We start from the raw sequence: 13,708 nt of genomic DNA, 5'->3' as shown, positions 1-13,708 counted from the left end.
ACCGGGCCGTGCCTCGGGGGGCGCCCCCTCGCGGCTTTTGGGGGGTTCCGGTTCTGTCGGTGGGCGGGGCGGCAGGGGGCACCCCTTGGCCCCGGTGGCTATGTGCCGGTCCCCTTCAGCTGGTCGCGCAGTTCCCCGGGGGGACTTCGTCTAAAGACTAACTCGATCTTACCGGCACAAAGGCGCTCTGACCAGCAGAAATGACCTAGCTGCCCTGAGGAATCTGGCGCCCAGCCAAAGCGAGGGTGGCGTGGGCAGTACCGGCAGGAGATAGGCTCTCCGGCTGGCATGAAACCGGTCAGTCCCGTGCGGCCCCATCGGGCCACACGACCCGAACCGGCACTCCCACGTTCTCCGCGTAGCGGACAACATCAGCGGTCCCGCCGTAACCGCGAGCAAGCTGGCCGTCCCAAACGGCGATGAGTTCGTCTACCAGGCCCACCAGGATCTCGCTGGCTGCCATGAACGCGTGGTTGTCGGCTGCGGTCAGACCTGTCATGTGGATCTCTGACGCTCGACTGAGAAGGGCGTCGTACGTCGCGTGATGCCAATCGGGGAGGACGCTTCGGTAGTCCTCAGCAGGAATCACCACTTCAAGGTGGCCGCCGTGATCGAGTACAGCGCGTGCGAACCATGCGTCCGGGCCGTCCGCGATGCACGAGACACCAATGAGTTCGACGGGCTGGTAACTGCTGACGATACGGCTGATCTCCGACTGGACCAGGGTGGCGGTTCCTTCTGGCAACCCGCGGTGTCCGGTTATCCCGATGCGCATTCGATGTCCTTGCTCACAGGTAGGCGCCATGCAGGCGGTCGTCAAAGTCCCGGACCGCCTTGGGAGGAGTCATCGACGTGTACAGGCGGCGGAAGGTCCGTGCACGCTCGACGACCCGTCCTGATCGGTACCGTAGCCCGGTTTCCACAGCTTGGGTCGCGAGGAAGTAAGCGAGCTCCAGACGCCCGCTCCCGAAGTGTCCTGCGGCCAGGTCGAGTTGCAGTAGGGCGCGTTGCTTCTACGCCCGCGCCCTCTTCCGCGCCGCCGTCCCGGCCCTCACCGAACCGGAAGTCGAAACCCGCGTCGCCCGCCTGGACACCGTCCTGGCAGACCGCACCCCGGCGGCCGACGACCTCCACCACACCCGAGCCCATCTGACCGCCTTCCGCCTCCACCTCGACCACATCCAACGCATCGCCCTACCACCCGGGAAATCCCTCGACCTGATGCACACCATCGCCTCGCAGCTCTGAGGGCAACGCCGGTGATCCGGTAGCTCTGGGCTCGGCCCGGACATCGGCAACGCAGAAAGCGCCCCCCAGGGGCGCGGGGAACGACGCGCGCAACCGGTCACCGGCCGGTGGTCCGGAACGCACCGAACAGCCTTTTTCGGACGGTGACGACGCGCGGGCCGTGGTGGGCTGGGGCGCGCCCACGCGGCGCCAGCCGCACGTCAGGCACAGCCCCGCACCCCCTGGTTTGCTGCCCCGCGGCGCAGCCGCTGCCGAGGGGTCAGAGGGTCAGGAGCATGATGATGTCGTCGCGGTCGTCGCCCGGGCGGACGCGGATGGCGGACGGGACGCGGCCGACCTCCTTGTAGCCGCAGGCGGCGTAGAAGGTGTCGACGCCCGTGCCGCCGCGGCAGGTGAGGCGGATCGCCTCGATGCCGGGGAAGGTGCGGGCGGTCCGCTCGACCGCGGACATCAGGGTGCGGCCGTAGCCGCGGCCCTGGTGGCGGGGGTGGACCATCAGCGTGTAGAGCCACAGCCAGTGCGTCATGAGGCGGTGCTCGTTGTACGCCAGGAAGGCGGTCGCGGCGATGCGGCCGTCCTCGTCGCGGCCGAGGATGAGCCGGCGGCGGCCCGCGGCGACCTCGGCGAGGGAGTCCTCGAAGGTGGGGCGGATGTCCTCGGGCGTGACGGGCGGCACGAAACCGACCGCGCCGTCGGCGTTGGAGACGTCCGTCCACAGCGCGAGGACGCCCTCGCGGACCTCCTCGTCGAGGACGGGGTCCAGCTCGCACGTAAGGGTCATGGCACAACACTAGCCATTACGCCGAGCCGCATCCCCGTGAGCCGCCTCACACCACCGGCCGCGCCACGCGGCCGTAGCAGAACTCACACCCGCATCGGCTGCGGCGACTCGCGCCGCTCCCCGTCCGGCCCCGGGTACTCGCGGATGATCTCGTAGCGCGTGTTGCGCTCCACCGGCCGGAAGCCGGCGTCCCGGATGAGCTCCAGGATGTCGTCGCGGGTGAGCTTGTTGGGCGTGCCGAAGTCGTCCGCGTCATGCGTGATCTTGTACTCGACGACCGAGCCGTCCATGTCGTCCGCCCCGTGGTTGAGGGCGAGTTGCGCGGTGGACAGGCCGTGCATCACCCAGAAGACCTTCACGTGCGGCACGTTGTCGAACAGCAGCCGCGACACCGCGAACGTCTTGAGCGCCTCCGCGCCGGTCGCCATCGTCGTCCGCGCCTGGAGGCGGTTGCGGATCTTGCCGTCCTTCATGTCCACGAAGTCGTGCTGGTAGCGCAGCGGGATGAAGACCTGGAAGCCGCCGGTCTCGTCCTGCAGTTCGCGCAGCCGCAGCACGTGGTCGACCCGGTGCCGGGGCTCCTCGATGTGGCCGTAGAGCATCGTCGAGGGCGTCTTGAGGCCCTTGGAGTGCGCCAGGCGGTGGATGCGGGACCAGTCCTCCCAGTGGGTGCGGTGGTCCACGATGTGCCGGCGCACCTCCCAGTCGAAGATCTCCGCGCCGCCGCCGGTCAGCGACTCCAGCCCCGCGTCGATGAGTTCGTCGAGGATGTCGGAGGCGGACATCCCGGAGATCGTCTCGAAGTGGTGGATCTCGGTGGCGGTGAACGCCTTGAGCGAGACCTGCGGCAGGGCCTCCTTGAGGGCCTTGAGCGAGCGCGGGTAGTAGCGCCAGGGCAGCGTCGGGTGCAGGCCGTTGACGATGTGCAGCTCGGTGAGGTTGTCGCCCTCCATCGCCTTGGCCAGGCGCACGGCCTCCTCGATGCGCATCGTGTACGCGTCCTTCTCGCCCGGCTTGCGCTGGAAGGAGCAGTACGCGCACGAGGCGGTGCACACGTTCGTCATGTTCAGGTGCCGGTTGACGTTGAAGTGGACCACGTCACCGTTCTTCTGCGTGCGCACATGGTGCGCGAGCCCGCCCAGCCACGCCAGGTCGTCGGACTCGTAGAGGGCGATGCCGTCCTCACGGGTCAGCCGCTCACCTGCGTAGACCTTCTGCTCCAGCTCCCGCTTGAGCCCCGCGTCCATGCGCTTCTCCTCCTGCCCGGGGTCGATCGCCTTCGACCCTACGCTCAGACTTCCTCGGGCAGCGCCCCGACCCGGTTCTCCCACTTGGTCGACAGCACGATCGTGGTACGGGTGCGGGCCACGCCCTTGGTGCCGGACAGCCGGCGGATGGTGTGCTCCAGGCCGTCCACGTCGCCGACCCTGACCTTGAGCATGTACGAGTCGTCGCCGGCGATGAACCAGCAGTCCTCGATCTCGTCGAGGTCGCGCAGCCGGGTGGCGACGTCCTCGTGGTCGGCGGCGTCGCTGAGCTGCAGGCCGACGAGCGCGGTGACGCCGAGGCCGAGCGCGGCGGGGGCGACGGTGGCGCGGTAGCCGGTGATGACGCCGGCCTGCTCCAGCCGGTTGATGCGATCGGTGACGCTGGGGCCGGACAGCCCCACCAGCCGGCCCAGTTCCGCGTACGACGCCCGGCCGTTCTCACGCAACGCCTGGATGAGCTGTCTGTCCACCGCGTCCATCAGGGGGGACCCTCCTGTTCGTGCCGCGACTGCGCTGTCTGGACACGAATCTAAGGCATGGACGGGCCCGCGCCCTGCGCATCTGCCTGCCCGGGCCCATTTTGCCCGGGACCCGCCGGCCCGGAGCCCTCCCCGGACGCGGGCCCGGTCTGCCCGAGGCCGCCCTCCCACCGCCGGTACAGCGCGTGCGGCACGCCCGCCGCGTCCAGCACCCGCCCGGCGACGAAGTCGACCAGGTCCTGGATGTACCGGGCGCCGGTGTAGAAGGCCGGCGAGGCCGGCAGCACCACGGCCCCGGCGTCGTCCAGCGCGACCAGGTGACGCAGCGTCTGGCCGTTCAGCGGGGTCTCGCGCACCGCGACGACCAGCGGCCTGCGCTCCTTGAGCGTGACGCTCGCGGCCCGCTGGAGCAGGTCCTTGGACAGCCCCAGCGCCACCCCGGCCACGCACGCGGTGCTGGCCGGCACGACGAGCATGCCCTTGGCCGGGTACGAGCCGGAGGACGGCCCGGCGGCCAGGTCGCCGGCCGGCCAGTGCCGTACCCGCGCCAGGTCCTGCGCCGGGTGGGCGTCGGGGGTGCCGTCGGCGCCGCGGGCCAGGACGCGGGCCAGGTCGGTGCGCCAGTGGGCGTCGCGGAAGGGCCCGCCGGTCTCGTCCAGCAGGGTGAGCCGGGCGGCCCGGCTGACGACGAGGTCCACGTCCTCGCCGGCCGCGAGCAGCCCGCGCACGACCGCCGCCGCGTACGGCGTCCCCGAGGCCCCGGACACCCCGACGACCCAGGGCGTACGGGGGCGCGTACGGCCGCCGGGCCCGCCCTCCCCGGTGCCGCCGGCCGCCGTGTCCTCCGCCTCGCTCACGCGCCGAAGCGTAACCGGACGGGCGCCGGACCGCCGCGCCGGGAACCCTGTGCGCCGGCCGGGCGTCTTCTGTGGTGAAGGGCACGCGCATCGATCGGGGGGGTCGTCGTGGCAGCAGGGGGTTCTCGGTGGCGTACGGAAGCACCACGGGCCGATCCGGCGGATCGCGGATGAGCGTGCCGGGTTCGCTGCTCGCCCCGGTACGGGCCGGCGGGCGGGTCGCCGCCGCGGCGCTGCTGATGATCGGCTGGCTCGCGCTGCTGTGGGCCATCGAGATCGTCAACGCGCTCAGCGGCCAGCGGCTGGACACCTACGGGATCACCCCGCGCAAGACCGGTGAGCTGCTGGACATCGTCCCGGCGGCGTTCCTGCACGTCGGCTATTCGCATCTGGCGTCCAACAGCCTGCCGTTGCTGGTGCTGGGCTTCATCGCTGCGCTCGGCGGCATCGCCCGCTATCTGGCGGTCGCGCTGACGATCACGGTGATCAGCGGGCTCGGCGTGTGGCTGATATCGCCCGCGCACAGCGTCACCCTCGGCGCGTCCGGGCTCATCTTCGGCCTGTTCGGTTATCTGGTGATCCGCGGCTTCGTGGACCGCCGGGCGCTGGACGTGATCGTGGGTCTGGTCGTGGGCGTGCTCTACGGGTCGATCCTGTGGGGCGTGCTGCCGACCGCGACGGGGGTGTCGTGGCAGGCGCATCTGTTCGGCCTGGTCGGCGGGGTCGTCGCGGCGTTCCTCTTCCGCGACCGCTCGGTGGCCCTGCGTTCCTGACACCGCGCCGGCTGCCGGGTTCCGGCAGCCGGGAGCACCGCGGGCCGGCCGGAATACCCACAGGAGCCCACAGCGGCTCCACAGATAGTCTTCTGCCAAGTTTCCGTAAAGCCGGCGCGTACGGAATTGCGCCGCGGCGACCGAGGAGTTCGACATCAACACCATGCGCAAGGGTCTCGCCGCCGCCGGAGTGGTGGCGCTGATAACCGCCGGGGCCGCCGCATGCGGCAGCGACGAGCCCAGTACCCCGCAGGGGAAGGTCAGCAACGCCTTCACCAAGCTCGGCGAGCAGAAGTCCGTCACGCTCGGCCTGTCCTTCGACGCCACCGCGCAGCAGATCTACGCGGCCATGAAGGACGAGGACGACTTCGAGCTCGCCGACGCCAAGATGCTCGCCGGGCTGAGCGTCAAGGCCGGCTTCAGCTCCGACAAGCCGCTCGCGGAGCTCAAGAGCAAGGACAAGGGCAGCAGCGTCGGCCTCCAGGTCCTCTCGGGGGCCTCGAACGGCAAGGGCGGCAAGCCGCTGGCCGGTGTGCGCTCGGTCGGCCAGAAGGTCTACCTCCAGGTGGACCTGAAGGGCATCGCGTCCCTCGACCCGGACAATTCCGAGCTCTCCGACATCAACGACCTGCTGGCCTCAGTCGACTCGATGCCGTCCTCCTTCGCGTCGGTCAAGGCGCTCGCGAAGGGCGGCTGGGTGTCCGTCGACCCCGAGGCGTTCGGCGAGTTCTTCAAGACGCTGGGCAAGGACGACACGGGCTCCGGCGACACCGGCTCCGATGGCTCCTCCGACGACGGCGCCGGCTCACCGCTGGACGGCCTCGGCCTGCCCTCGGGCCTGCCGACCGGCCTGCCCACCGACCTGGCCGACAAGACGCTGGCCCAGCTACTCGCCCCGCTCCAGCAGTCGCTCACCCGGGACGCCAAGCTCACCGACCTCGGCTCCCACGACGGCGCCGACCACGTCAAGGCGACCATCCCGGCCCGCACCCTGGTCAAGGACCTGGAAGGGGGCCTCGGCTCGCTCGCCGGGCAGCTGCCCGGCCGCATGTCCAAGGACCTCCAGGACGTGCCGGACAAGCCGGTGGATCTGGACCTGGCCATCAAGGACGGCACGCTCTCCCACATCACCCTCGACATGGCGCAGCTCGACGACACCGTCCACGGCAAGCTGCCGCTGGACATGTCGCTGGACGGCGGCGCCGCCCCGGTCGAGGCGCCCAAGGGCGCCCAGCCGCTCAACCCGCAGGATCTGGTCGGCCTGGTCATGGCGCAGCTCGGCGGCCTGGGCGGCGACGACGACGCCTGACCGGACCGCCGCCCGCGCGCGGCCCCGGCCGGCGGGTGTCAGCCGCCGAGGCCGCGCGCGAGCAGGTCGGCCAGCGCGAAGACGAACAGCGTGATGCCGATGACGCCGTTGACGGTGAAGAAGGCCCGGTTCAGCCGGCTCAGGTCGTGCGGCCGGACGATGGAGTGCTCGTAGAGGAAGGCGCCGGCGACGACCGCGAGGCCCGTCCACCACAGGCCGCCCGCGCCGGTCGCGGCCCCGTACCAGACCAGCAGCGCCGTGGTGACGACATGGCTGGCGCGGGCCCCGTAGAGGGCGGCGGGGATGCCGAAGCGGGCCGGCACGGACTTCACGCCGTGCGCCCGGTCGGCGGCGACGTCCTGGCAGCCGAAGATCAGGTCGAAGCCGCCGATCCACACCCCGACCGCAAGGCCCAGTATCACTGCCTGCCACGACCAGGAGCCGGTGACCGCCAGCCACGCCCCGATCGGGCCCATGGCCTGCGCCAGGCCCAGGATGGCGTGCGGGAAGTTCGTGAAGCGCTTGCCGTAGGGGTAGACCACCATCGGCACCACCGCGACCGGCGCGAGCGCCAGGCACAGCGGGTTGAGCAGCGCGGCGGCGCCCAGGAAGACCACGACGGCGATCAGCGCGCCGGTCCACGCGGTCCGTACCGACAGCGCCCCGGTGACCAGTTCGCGGCTCGCGGTGCGCGGGTTGCGGGCGTCGATCTCCCGGTCGATGATCCGGTTGCAGGCCATCGCGAAGGTGCGCAGGCCCACCATCGCCAGCGTGATCAGCAGCAGTTCGCCCCAGTGCACCTGCCCGTCGTCGCGGAACATCGCGGTCAGCGCCGCGATGTAGGCGAAGGGCAGCGCGAAGACCGAGTGCTCGATCATCACCAGCCGCAGGAAGGCCCGTACCCGGCCGTGCTGCGGGCTGGGCTGCGGTCCGAACAGGTCCGGGGTGGCGGTGTCCGCGCTCACAGGCCGTACTCCCTCCATCGGCGGTCGACCTTCGCCGCCGTCTCCGGGTCGGAGAGCACCATCTCCGGCCAGCCCCCGTCCCGCGTGTAGCCCTCCTCGGGCAGTTTGCGGGTCGCGTCGATCCCGGCCTTGCCGCCCCAGAACTGCTGGTACGAGGCGTGGTCGAGGTGGTCGACGGGTCCTTCCACGACGGTCAGGTCGCGGGAGTAGTCGGTGTTGCCCAGCGCCCGCCAGGCGACCTCGTGCAGGTCGTGGACGTCGCAGTCGGCGTCGACGACCACGATGAGCTTGGTGAGCGACATCATGTGGGCGCCCCACACCGCGTGCATGACCTTCTGCGCGTGCTTGGGGTACTTCTTGTCGATCGAGACGATCGCGCAGTTGTGGAAGCCGCCCGCCTCCGGCAGGTGGTAGTCCACGATGTCCGGCACGATGATCTTCAGCAGCGGCAGGAAGAACCGCTCGGTGGCGCGGCCCAGCGGCCCGTCCTCGGTCGGCGGCCGGCCCACCACGATGGACTGGAGCACCGGCCGGCGGCGCATCGTCACACAGTCGACGGTCAGCGCCGGGAAGGGCTCCTGCGGGGTGTAGAAGCCGGTGTGGTCGCCGAACGGCCCTTCCGGCAGCGTCTTTCCGGGCTCCAGCCAGCCCTCGATGACGACCTCGGCGTGCGCGGGCACCTGGAGCGGCACGGTCTTGCAGTCCACCAGCTCGATGCGCTTGCCCTGCACGAAGCCGGCGAAGAGGTATTCGTCGATGTCGCCGGGCAGCGGGGCGGTCGCGGCGTACGTGACGGCGGGCGGGCAGCCGAAGGCGATCGCGACGGGCAGCCGCTCACCGCGCCGCTGGGCGACCTGGTAGTGGTTGCGGCTGTCCTTGTGGATCTGCCAGTGCATGCCGATGGTGCGCCGGTCGTGCCGCTGCAACCGGTAGAGGCCGAGGTTGCGCACCCCGCTCTCGGGGTCCTTGGTGTGGGTCAGGCCCAGGTTGAAGAAGGACCCGCCGTCCTGCGGCCAGGTGAACAGCGCCGGCAGCGCGTCGAGGTCGACGTCGTCACCGGTCAGGACGACCTCCTGCACGGGCGCGTCACCCGGCTTGACCTTCTTCGGCGGCACGTGGACCATCCCGGCGAGCTTGCCGAAGGCCTCCCGCACCCCGACGAAGCCGTGCGGCAGTTCGGGCTTGAGCAGCCCGGCGATCTTGTCGCCGATGTCGGTGTACGCCTTCAGGCCGAGCGCCTTGAGCAGCCGCCGGTCGGTGCCGTAGACGTTCATCGCCAGCGGCGCGGCCGAGCCCCGTACGTTCTCGAAGAGCAGCGCGGGGCCGCCGGCCTTGTTCACCCGGTCGGTGATCTCGCCGACCTCCAGGTACGGGTCGACCTCGGCGGTGATCCGCCGCAGGTCGCCCTCCTTCTCCAGCGCGCGCAGGAACGAGCGGAGATCGTCGTAAGCCATGGGCCCCAGTCTCGCATCCCGCTCCGCGCGCCCGGGTCAGACCCCGGCGTAGGAGTGCTTGCCGCTGACGAAGATGTTCACGCCGTAGTAGTTGAACAGGAAGCACGCGAAGGCGATCAGCGCGAGATACGCGGCCTTGCGGCCCTTCCAGCCGGCGGTGGCGCGGGCGTGCAGGTAGCAGGCGTAGGCGACCCATGTGATGAACGCCCAGGTCTCCTTGGGGTCCCAGCCCCAGTAGCGGCCCCACGCGGCCTGCGCCCAGATCGCGCCGGCGATGATGGTGAACGTCCACAGCGGGAAGACCAGCGCGTTCATCCGGTACGCGAACTTGTCCAGGCTCGCCGCCGACGGCAGCCGGCGCATGATGTCGCCCCACCGCCCGTTGCTCGCCCGGCCCGCGGTGACGGCGACCTCGTAGTGGTCGCGGAAGAGGAACAGCAGGGTGCCGACCGCGGCGAGGTAGAAGATCGCGCCGGAGATGATCGCGCAACTGACGTGGATCCACAGCCAGTACGAGTGCAGCGCCGGCACCAGCTGCTCGCTGTTGGTGTAGAGCACGCTGGTGGCCAGGCCCAGGTCCAGCAGCACCGACGTGGTCAGGAACAGCCCGATCCAGCGGACGTTCTTGCGCAGCACGAGCAGCAGCAGGTACGTGCCCACGGCGACCGCGCCGAAGGTGGTGGAGAACTCGTACATGTTGCCCCAGGGGGCGCGCTGCACGGACGCGGCGCGGAAGACGACGCCGGCGGCGTGCAGCAGCCAGGCCAGCACGGTGAACGACACCGCGATGCGCCCGTACATGTCGCCCTGCTCGTCCTCGCCGGCCGCGCCGGGGCCGTCGGCGATGCCGCGGTCGCTGGCGGAGGCGCGGGTGACGACGGCGGGCCGCTCCAGGGTGACGGTGCCGCCGCCCGCGGTCTTCACCGTGACCTGTTGGGCCTTCTGGTCCGCGGCCCCGGTGTCGCCGCCCTCGGCGCCCTCGGCGACGAGCGCGGCGGACTGCACCGCGATCCGGCTGCGCCCGCCGAAGACCCACTCGGCGAGGTGGGCGAGGAAGGCGAGCGCGTAGACGAACATCGCCGAGCGGATCAGGTAGTTGCTGTAGTTCGCGAAGTTCTCGTTGACCGCGGCAGCGATGTTCACGCGCGGGCTCCTTCGTCGTCGGTTTCGTCGTCGGTCGCGGCTGGGTTCTCGGCGTGCTCGGGCTCTTCGGGCGCGCCCGCTGTGTCCGGTGTGTCCGGTGTGTCCGGGGCGACGGGTGCGTCGGGCAGCAGCTGGACGGCCACGTCGCCGATCTCGTCGGCGATCCGCGCGGACTCGCTGCGGCCGAGCCCGCCCACCTCGACGACGCTGCCGCCGCCGGGCGCCGGCAGCGCGCGCACCCAGATCCTGCGGCGCTGGATGAACAGCGAGCCCAGCAGGCCCAGGATCGCGCCGACCCCGCTGATGAGGGCGCCCTCGTTGCCGGACTGGTGGGAGATGGTGAAGCTCGCCCAGGTCTTGATGCCGTCGAAGCGCAGGCTGCCCGCGCCGTCCGGCAGCTGCATGGTCTGGCCGGGCCGCAGCGCCGCGGACAGCGGGTCGCCCTGGGCGTCCGTGAACTGCTTCAGGTGCGTGGTGTCGAGCTGGTAGACGTTCTGCGCCGCGGGCTGGTTCATGCCGAGGTCGCCGTACCAGGCGTTGAGGATCAGCGCCGGGTTCTGCAGTGTCGGGAAGGTCGAGTGCGGCCCGCGCACGTTGTCGACGGCGAAGGTCGGGGTGAAGGTGCCGCGGAAGCCCAGCTGCTCGGGCGTGCCGTCCTTGCCGACGCCGTCGGGCGCCTTGATGACGCCGATCGAGGTCAGCGCGGTGTCCTGCGGCAGGAACGGCACGATCGACTGCGTCTTGTTGCCCTTGCCGTCGGTGATGGTGACGACGGGCGCGTAGCCGTGCGAGATCAGGTAGACCTTCTCGCCGCCGATGCTCAGCGGGTGGTTGACCGAGATCTCGCCCTTGGTCGACTTCGCGTCGTCGGTGCCGCTGTAGTAGTGGATGTTCGCCCGGAACAGCAGCGCGGTGCCCTTCTCCGGGCCGCTGGTGGCGTACTTGGAGTCGAAGCTGTCCAGGTGGAAGCCGAACGGCTGGAGGTCGTCGGCGCCGTAGAGGGTGCCGCCGCTGAAGTCGTCGTACTGCGTGAGGTTGTTGACAAAGCCGTCGCCCTCGACGACGAGCTTGCCGCCCTCGGCCTTCTCCAGCGACGTCAGCGCGAACGCGATGAGCAGGCCGAACAGCGAGACGTGGAAGAGCAGGTTGCCGAACTCGCGCAGGTAGCCCTTCTCGGCGGCGACCGACGTGCCGGCGACGCTGGTACGGAACCGCCGCCCGCGCAGCGCCCTGCGGGCCGCCTCGGCGACCTGCTCGGGGCTTGACCCGGTGCGCCAGGTGCTGTAGGCGGGCAGCCGGGTGAGGTTGCGGGGCGCGGCCGGCGGGCGGGAGCGCAGCTGGCCGACGAACTGCCAGCTGCGCGGCACGATGCAGCCGGCGAGCGAGACGAACAGCAGGATGTAGATCGCCGCGAACCACGGCGAGCTGTAGACGTGGAAGAGGCCGAGCCGGTCGTAGATCGGGCTGACCGTGGTGTGCTCGGCCCGGAACGCGTCGACCTTGAGCTGGTCGTTGTGCTGCGGGATCAGGGAGCCGGGGATCGCGGCGAGCGAGAGCAGGAAGAGCAGGATCAGCGCGACCCGCATCGAGGTCAGCTGCCGCCACATCCAGCGCAGCCAGCCCAGCACGCCCAGGCCCGGCGCCTCGGCGAGGGTGTCCGCGGGGGCGGTGCTCAGCTGCGCGCCGGCCGCGCCGAGGTCGTCGCGCTCGGTCTTCTCAGTGATGCTCATCGGGTCAGATCCCTGGGGTGAAGCCGGACGACCAGATCTGCATCTGGTACGTGATGTGTTCCCACACTCCGGTGAGCAGCAGGACGCCGACCGCCACGAGCATGGCCCCGCCGGTCCTGACGACCCACGCGTAGTGGCGCTTGACCCAGCCGAAGGCGCCCAACGTACGGCGGAAAGCTATGGCCGCCACGATGAAGGGCACACCGAGCCCGGCGCAGTAGAACGCCATCAGCACCGCGCCGCGCAGCGCGCTCGCGTCGTTGAAGGCCAGCGCGTTGACGGCGCCGAGCGTCGGGCCGACGCACGGCGTCCAGCCCAGGCCGAACAGCACGCCGAGCAGCGGCGCGCCGGCCAGGCCCGTCGAGGGGCGGACGTGGAAGCGGAACTCGCGCTGCGTGATGCCGCCGACCATGCCCATGAAGGCCAGGCCCAGCACTATGGTCAGCGCTCCGAAGATCTGGGTGAGGCCCTCCCGGTGCACCTGGAGGGTCTGCCCGAAGTTGCCGAACAGCGCGCCGCCGGAGACGAAGACGGCGCTGAAGCCGACCACGAACAGCGACGCGCCGGCCAGCATCCGGCCGCGCCGCGCCTGGCCGAGGTCGGTGCCGGTGACGCCGGTCATGTAGCTGAGGTAGCCGGGCACCAGCGGCAGCACGCAGGGCGAGAAGAAGGAGATGAGCCCGGCGAAGGCGGCGATCGGGATGGCGGCCAGCAGTGCCCCGGTGAGCACCGTCTGGTTCTGGTCGACCGCGAGCACGGTCAGTGCGCCGTTCCCGACCACGTCACTGCTCCGCGACGATCGGGTCGATCAGCTCGTTGAGCTCCTGGGTGCTGAGCGGCTTGAGGGCGCGCGCGGCGATCCGGCCCTGCCGGTCGATGACCAGCGTGGAGGGCAGCGACTGCGGGTTGACGCTGCCCTTGGGGAACTTCAGGATCAGCTTGCCGTACGGGTCGAACAGGTTCGGGTAGGTGATCCCGAAGCTCTTCTCGAAGGCGGCGGCGTTGGACAAGGTCAGGTCGCGGGTGTTGATGCCGAGGAACTGCACGCCCTTGGCGGCGTCCGCGGCGGAGACCTCGGCCAGGTGCGGGGCCTCGTGGCGGCAGGGGTCGCACCACGAGCCCCACATGTTGACGACGACGACCTTGCCCTTGTACGCGGCCAGGCTGGTCTGACCGCCGCTGACCGTCTTGCCGGAGATGTCCGGCGCGGGCTTGCGGTCGACGGCCTTGACCAGGGTGATCTCACCGGTGCCGTCGACGTAGTTCGAGCCTTGCGAGCTGGTCGGCGACGACCCCGAGGAGCATGCGCTGAGCGACAGCGCCACGGCGGCTGCCCCGGCCAGCACGGCGGCGGTGCGCGCCGGGCGGCGCCGGGAGGCGCGGGAAGGACTCATGTGAAAAGTTTCGCATGGGCCTTCGGGCGATCTTCCACACCCCCGACACCGGCACCAAAAGCGGCAATCGCCCCAAGTAAGGACCGGGTCAGGCGCTCGGGGCGCCCGCGACCGCCTTGCCGGGCGCGGGCGCGGGCGCCGCGAGGAAGTCCTTCCAGCCCTGCGAGGGCTTCTGGCCGACCTCCAGCGACCGCAGCCGCTCCAGCACCGCCGGGTCCTGCGCGTCCAGCCAGTCCACCAACTGCCGGAAGGACACCATCCGTACGTCGTCGTGGCCCGCGGCGGCGATGTACTTGAACGCCGCCTC

General features: G+C 70.7%; 13 protein-coding genes and 1 pseudogene. 2 read left to right on the top strand and 12 right to left on the bottom strand.

The genetic code is table 11. The features are described 5' to 3' along the window. Nucleotides 1-298: 298 nt before the first annotated feature. From HCN08_RS30455 to HCN08_RS30435, 5 genes are all read right to left on the bottom strand, one after another. Nucleotides 299-775, bottom strand: a complete 477-nt coding sequence (locus HCN08_RS30455; protein WP_167986530.1) for a hypothetical protein — start codon at nucleotides 773-775, stop codon at nucleotides 299-301. A gap of 732 nt (nucleotides 776-1,507) precedes the next feature. After that, nucleotides 1,508-2,029: a GNAT family N-acetyltransferase gene (locus HCN08_RS30450; RefSeq protein WP_167986529.1), complete on the bottom strand. Its 522-nt coding sequence runs from the start codon at nucleotides 2,027-2,029 to the stop codon at nucleotides 1,508-1,510. An 83-nt stretch (nucleotides 2,030-2,112) separates the two neighbouring features. Further along, nucleotides 2,113-3,276 carry an aminofutalosine synthase MqnE gene (gene mqnE, locus HCN08_RS30445; protein ID WP_167986528.1) on the bottom strand — a complete coding sequence of 388 codons (1,164 nt, stop codon included), beginning with the start codon at nucleotides 3,274-3,276 and terminating at the stop codon, nucleotides 2,113-2,115. A 44-nt stretch (nucleotides 3,277-3,320) separates the two neighbouring features. Continuing rightward, nucleotides 3,321-3,776 (bottom strand): Lrp/AsnC family transcriptional regulator, encoded by a 456-nt coding sequence (locus HCN08_RS30440; protein ID WP_167986527.1) that lies wholly within the window; start codon nucleotides 3,774-3,776, stop codon nucleotides 3,321-3,323. Nucleotides 3,777-3,826: 50 nt separating this feature from the next. Further along, the gene (locus tag HCN08_RS30435; RefSeq protein ID WP_322974790.1) at nucleotides 3,827-4,543 is read right to left on the bottom strand and encodes a UbiX family flavin prenyltransferase; all 717 of its coding nucleotides are present in this window, start codon (nucleotides 4,541-4,543) and stop codon (nucleotides 3,827-3,829) included. Between the two features lie 260 nt (nucleotides 4,544-4,803). On the opposite strand from HCN08_RS30435, the gene HCN08_RS30430 reads away from it, so the two are divergent. Further along, complete coding sequence (locus tag HCN08_RS30430) at nucleotides 4,804-5,406, top strand: rhomboid family intramembrane serine protease (RefSeq protein ID WP_167986525.1); 603 nt, start codon at nucleotides 4,804-4,806, stop codon at nucleotides 5,404-5,406. Nucleotides 5,407-5,569: 163 nt separating this feature from the next. After that, nucleotides 5,570-6,715 (top strand): hypothetical protein, encoded by a 1,146-nt coding sequence (locus tag HCN08_RS30425; protein ID WP_167986524.1) that lies wholly within the window; start codon nucleotides 5,570-5,572, stop codon nucleotides 6,713-6,715. A gap of 38 nt (nucleotides 6,716-6,753) precedes the next feature. Here HCN08_RS30425 and mqnP read toward each other — a convergent pair whose 3' ends face one another. From mqnP to HCN08_RS30390, 7 genes and pseudogenes are all read right to left on the bottom strand, one after another. After that, nucleotides 6,754-7,680, bottom strand: a complete 927-nt coding sequence (mqnP, locus tag HCN08_RS30420; RefSeq protein WP_167986523.1) for a menaquinone biosynthesis prenyltransferase MqnP — start codon at nucleotides 7,678-7,680, stop codon at nucleotides 6,754-6,756. After that, nucleotides 7,677-9,134, bottom strand: coding sequence for a menaquinone biosynthesis decarboxylase (locus HCN08_RS30415; protein ID WP_167986522.1), 1,458 nt, complete (start codon nucleotides 9,132-9,134; stop codon nucleotides 7,677-7,679). The genes mqnP and HCN08_RS30415 overlap by 4 nt, the downstream gene beginning before the upstream one ends. A 36-nt stretch (nucleotides 9,135-9,170) precedes the next feature. Continuing rightward, nucleotides 9,171-10,277: a c-type cytochrome biogenesis protein CcsB gene (ccsB, locus tag HCN08_RS30410; RefSeq protein WP_322974784.1), complete on the bottom strand. Its 1,107-nt coding sequence runs from the start codon at nucleotides 10,275-10,277 to the stop codon at nucleotides 9,171-9,173. Then, on the bottom strand, nucleotides 10,274-12,007 hold the full coding sequence (gene resB, locus HCN08_RS30405; RefSeq protein ID WP_167986521.1) for a cytochrome c biogenesis protein ResB: 1,734 nt from the start codon (nucleotides 12,005-12,007) through the stop codon (nucleotides 10,274-10,276). The genes ccsB and resB overlap by 4 nt, the downstream gene beginning before the upstream one ends. Nucleotides 12,008-12,011: 4 nt before the next feature. After that, nucleotides 12,012-12,788, bottom strand: a complete 777-nt coding sequence (locus HCN08_RS30400; protein WP_322974783.1) for a cytochrome c biogenesis CcdA family protein — start codon at nucleotides 12,786-12,788, stop codon at nucleotides 12,012-12,014. 1 nt (nucleotide 12,789) lies between these two features. Further along, the gene (locus tag HCN08_RS30395) at nucleotides 12,790-13,401 is read right to left on the bottom strand and encodes a TlpA family protein disulfide reductase (RefSeq protein ID WP_167986520.1); all 612 of its coding nucleotides are present in this window, start codon (nucleotides 13,399-13,401) and stop codon (nucleotides 12,790-12,792) included. 88 nt (nucleotides 13,402-13,489) lie between these two features. Further along, nucleotides 13,490-13,708, bottom strand: a pseudogene (locus HCN08_RS30390) (hypothetical protein); the annotation flags it as partial.

The sequence above is a fragment of the Actinacidiphila epipremni genome, assembly GCF_012034175.1.
Lineage (GTDB): Bacteria > Actinomycetota > Actinomycetes > Streptomycetales > Streptomycetaceae > Actinacidiphila > Actinacidiphila epipremni.
Note: the sequence above shows the minus strand (reverse complement) of the source record. Positions and strands in the feature narration are given on the sequence as shown.

Coding starts and splice junctions, on each gene's coding strand:
- HCN08_RS30455 (WP_167986530.1), bottom strand. CDS start 775: ATGCGCATCGGGATAACCGGACACCGCGGGTTGCCAGAAGGAACCGCC.
- HCN08_RS30430 (WP_167986525.1), top strand. CDS start 4,804: ATGAGCGTGCCGGGTTCGCTGCTCGCCCCGGTACGGGCCGGCGGGCGG.
- HCN08_RS30395 (WP_167986520.1), bottom strand. CDS start 13,401: ATGAGTCCTTCCCGCGCCTCCCGGCGCCGCCCGGCGCGCACCGCCGCC.
- HCN08_RS30425 (WP_167986524.1), top strand. CDS start 5,570: ATGCGCAAGGGTCTCGCCGCCGCCGGAGTGGTGGCGCTGATAACCGCC.
- HCN08_RS30440 (WP_167986527.1), bottom strand. CDS start 3,776: ATGGACGCGGTGGACAGACAGCTCATCCAGGCGTTGCGTGAGAACGGC.
- resB (WP_167986521.1), bottom strand. CDS start 12,007: ATGAGCATCACTGAGAAGACCGAGCGCGACGACCTCGGCGCGGCCGGC.
- HCN08_RS30450 (WP_167986529.1), bottom strand. CDS start 2,029: ATGACCCTTACGTGCGAGCTGGACCCCGTCCTCGACGAGGAGGTCCGC.
- HCN08_RS30415 (WP_167986522.1), bottom strand. CDS start 9,134: ATGGCTTACGACGATCTCCGCTCGTTCCTGCGCGCGCTGGAGAAGGAG.
- mqnE (WP_167986528.1), bottom strand. CDS start 3,276: ATGGACGCGGGGCTCAAGCGGGAGCTGGAGCAGAAGGTCTACGCAGGT.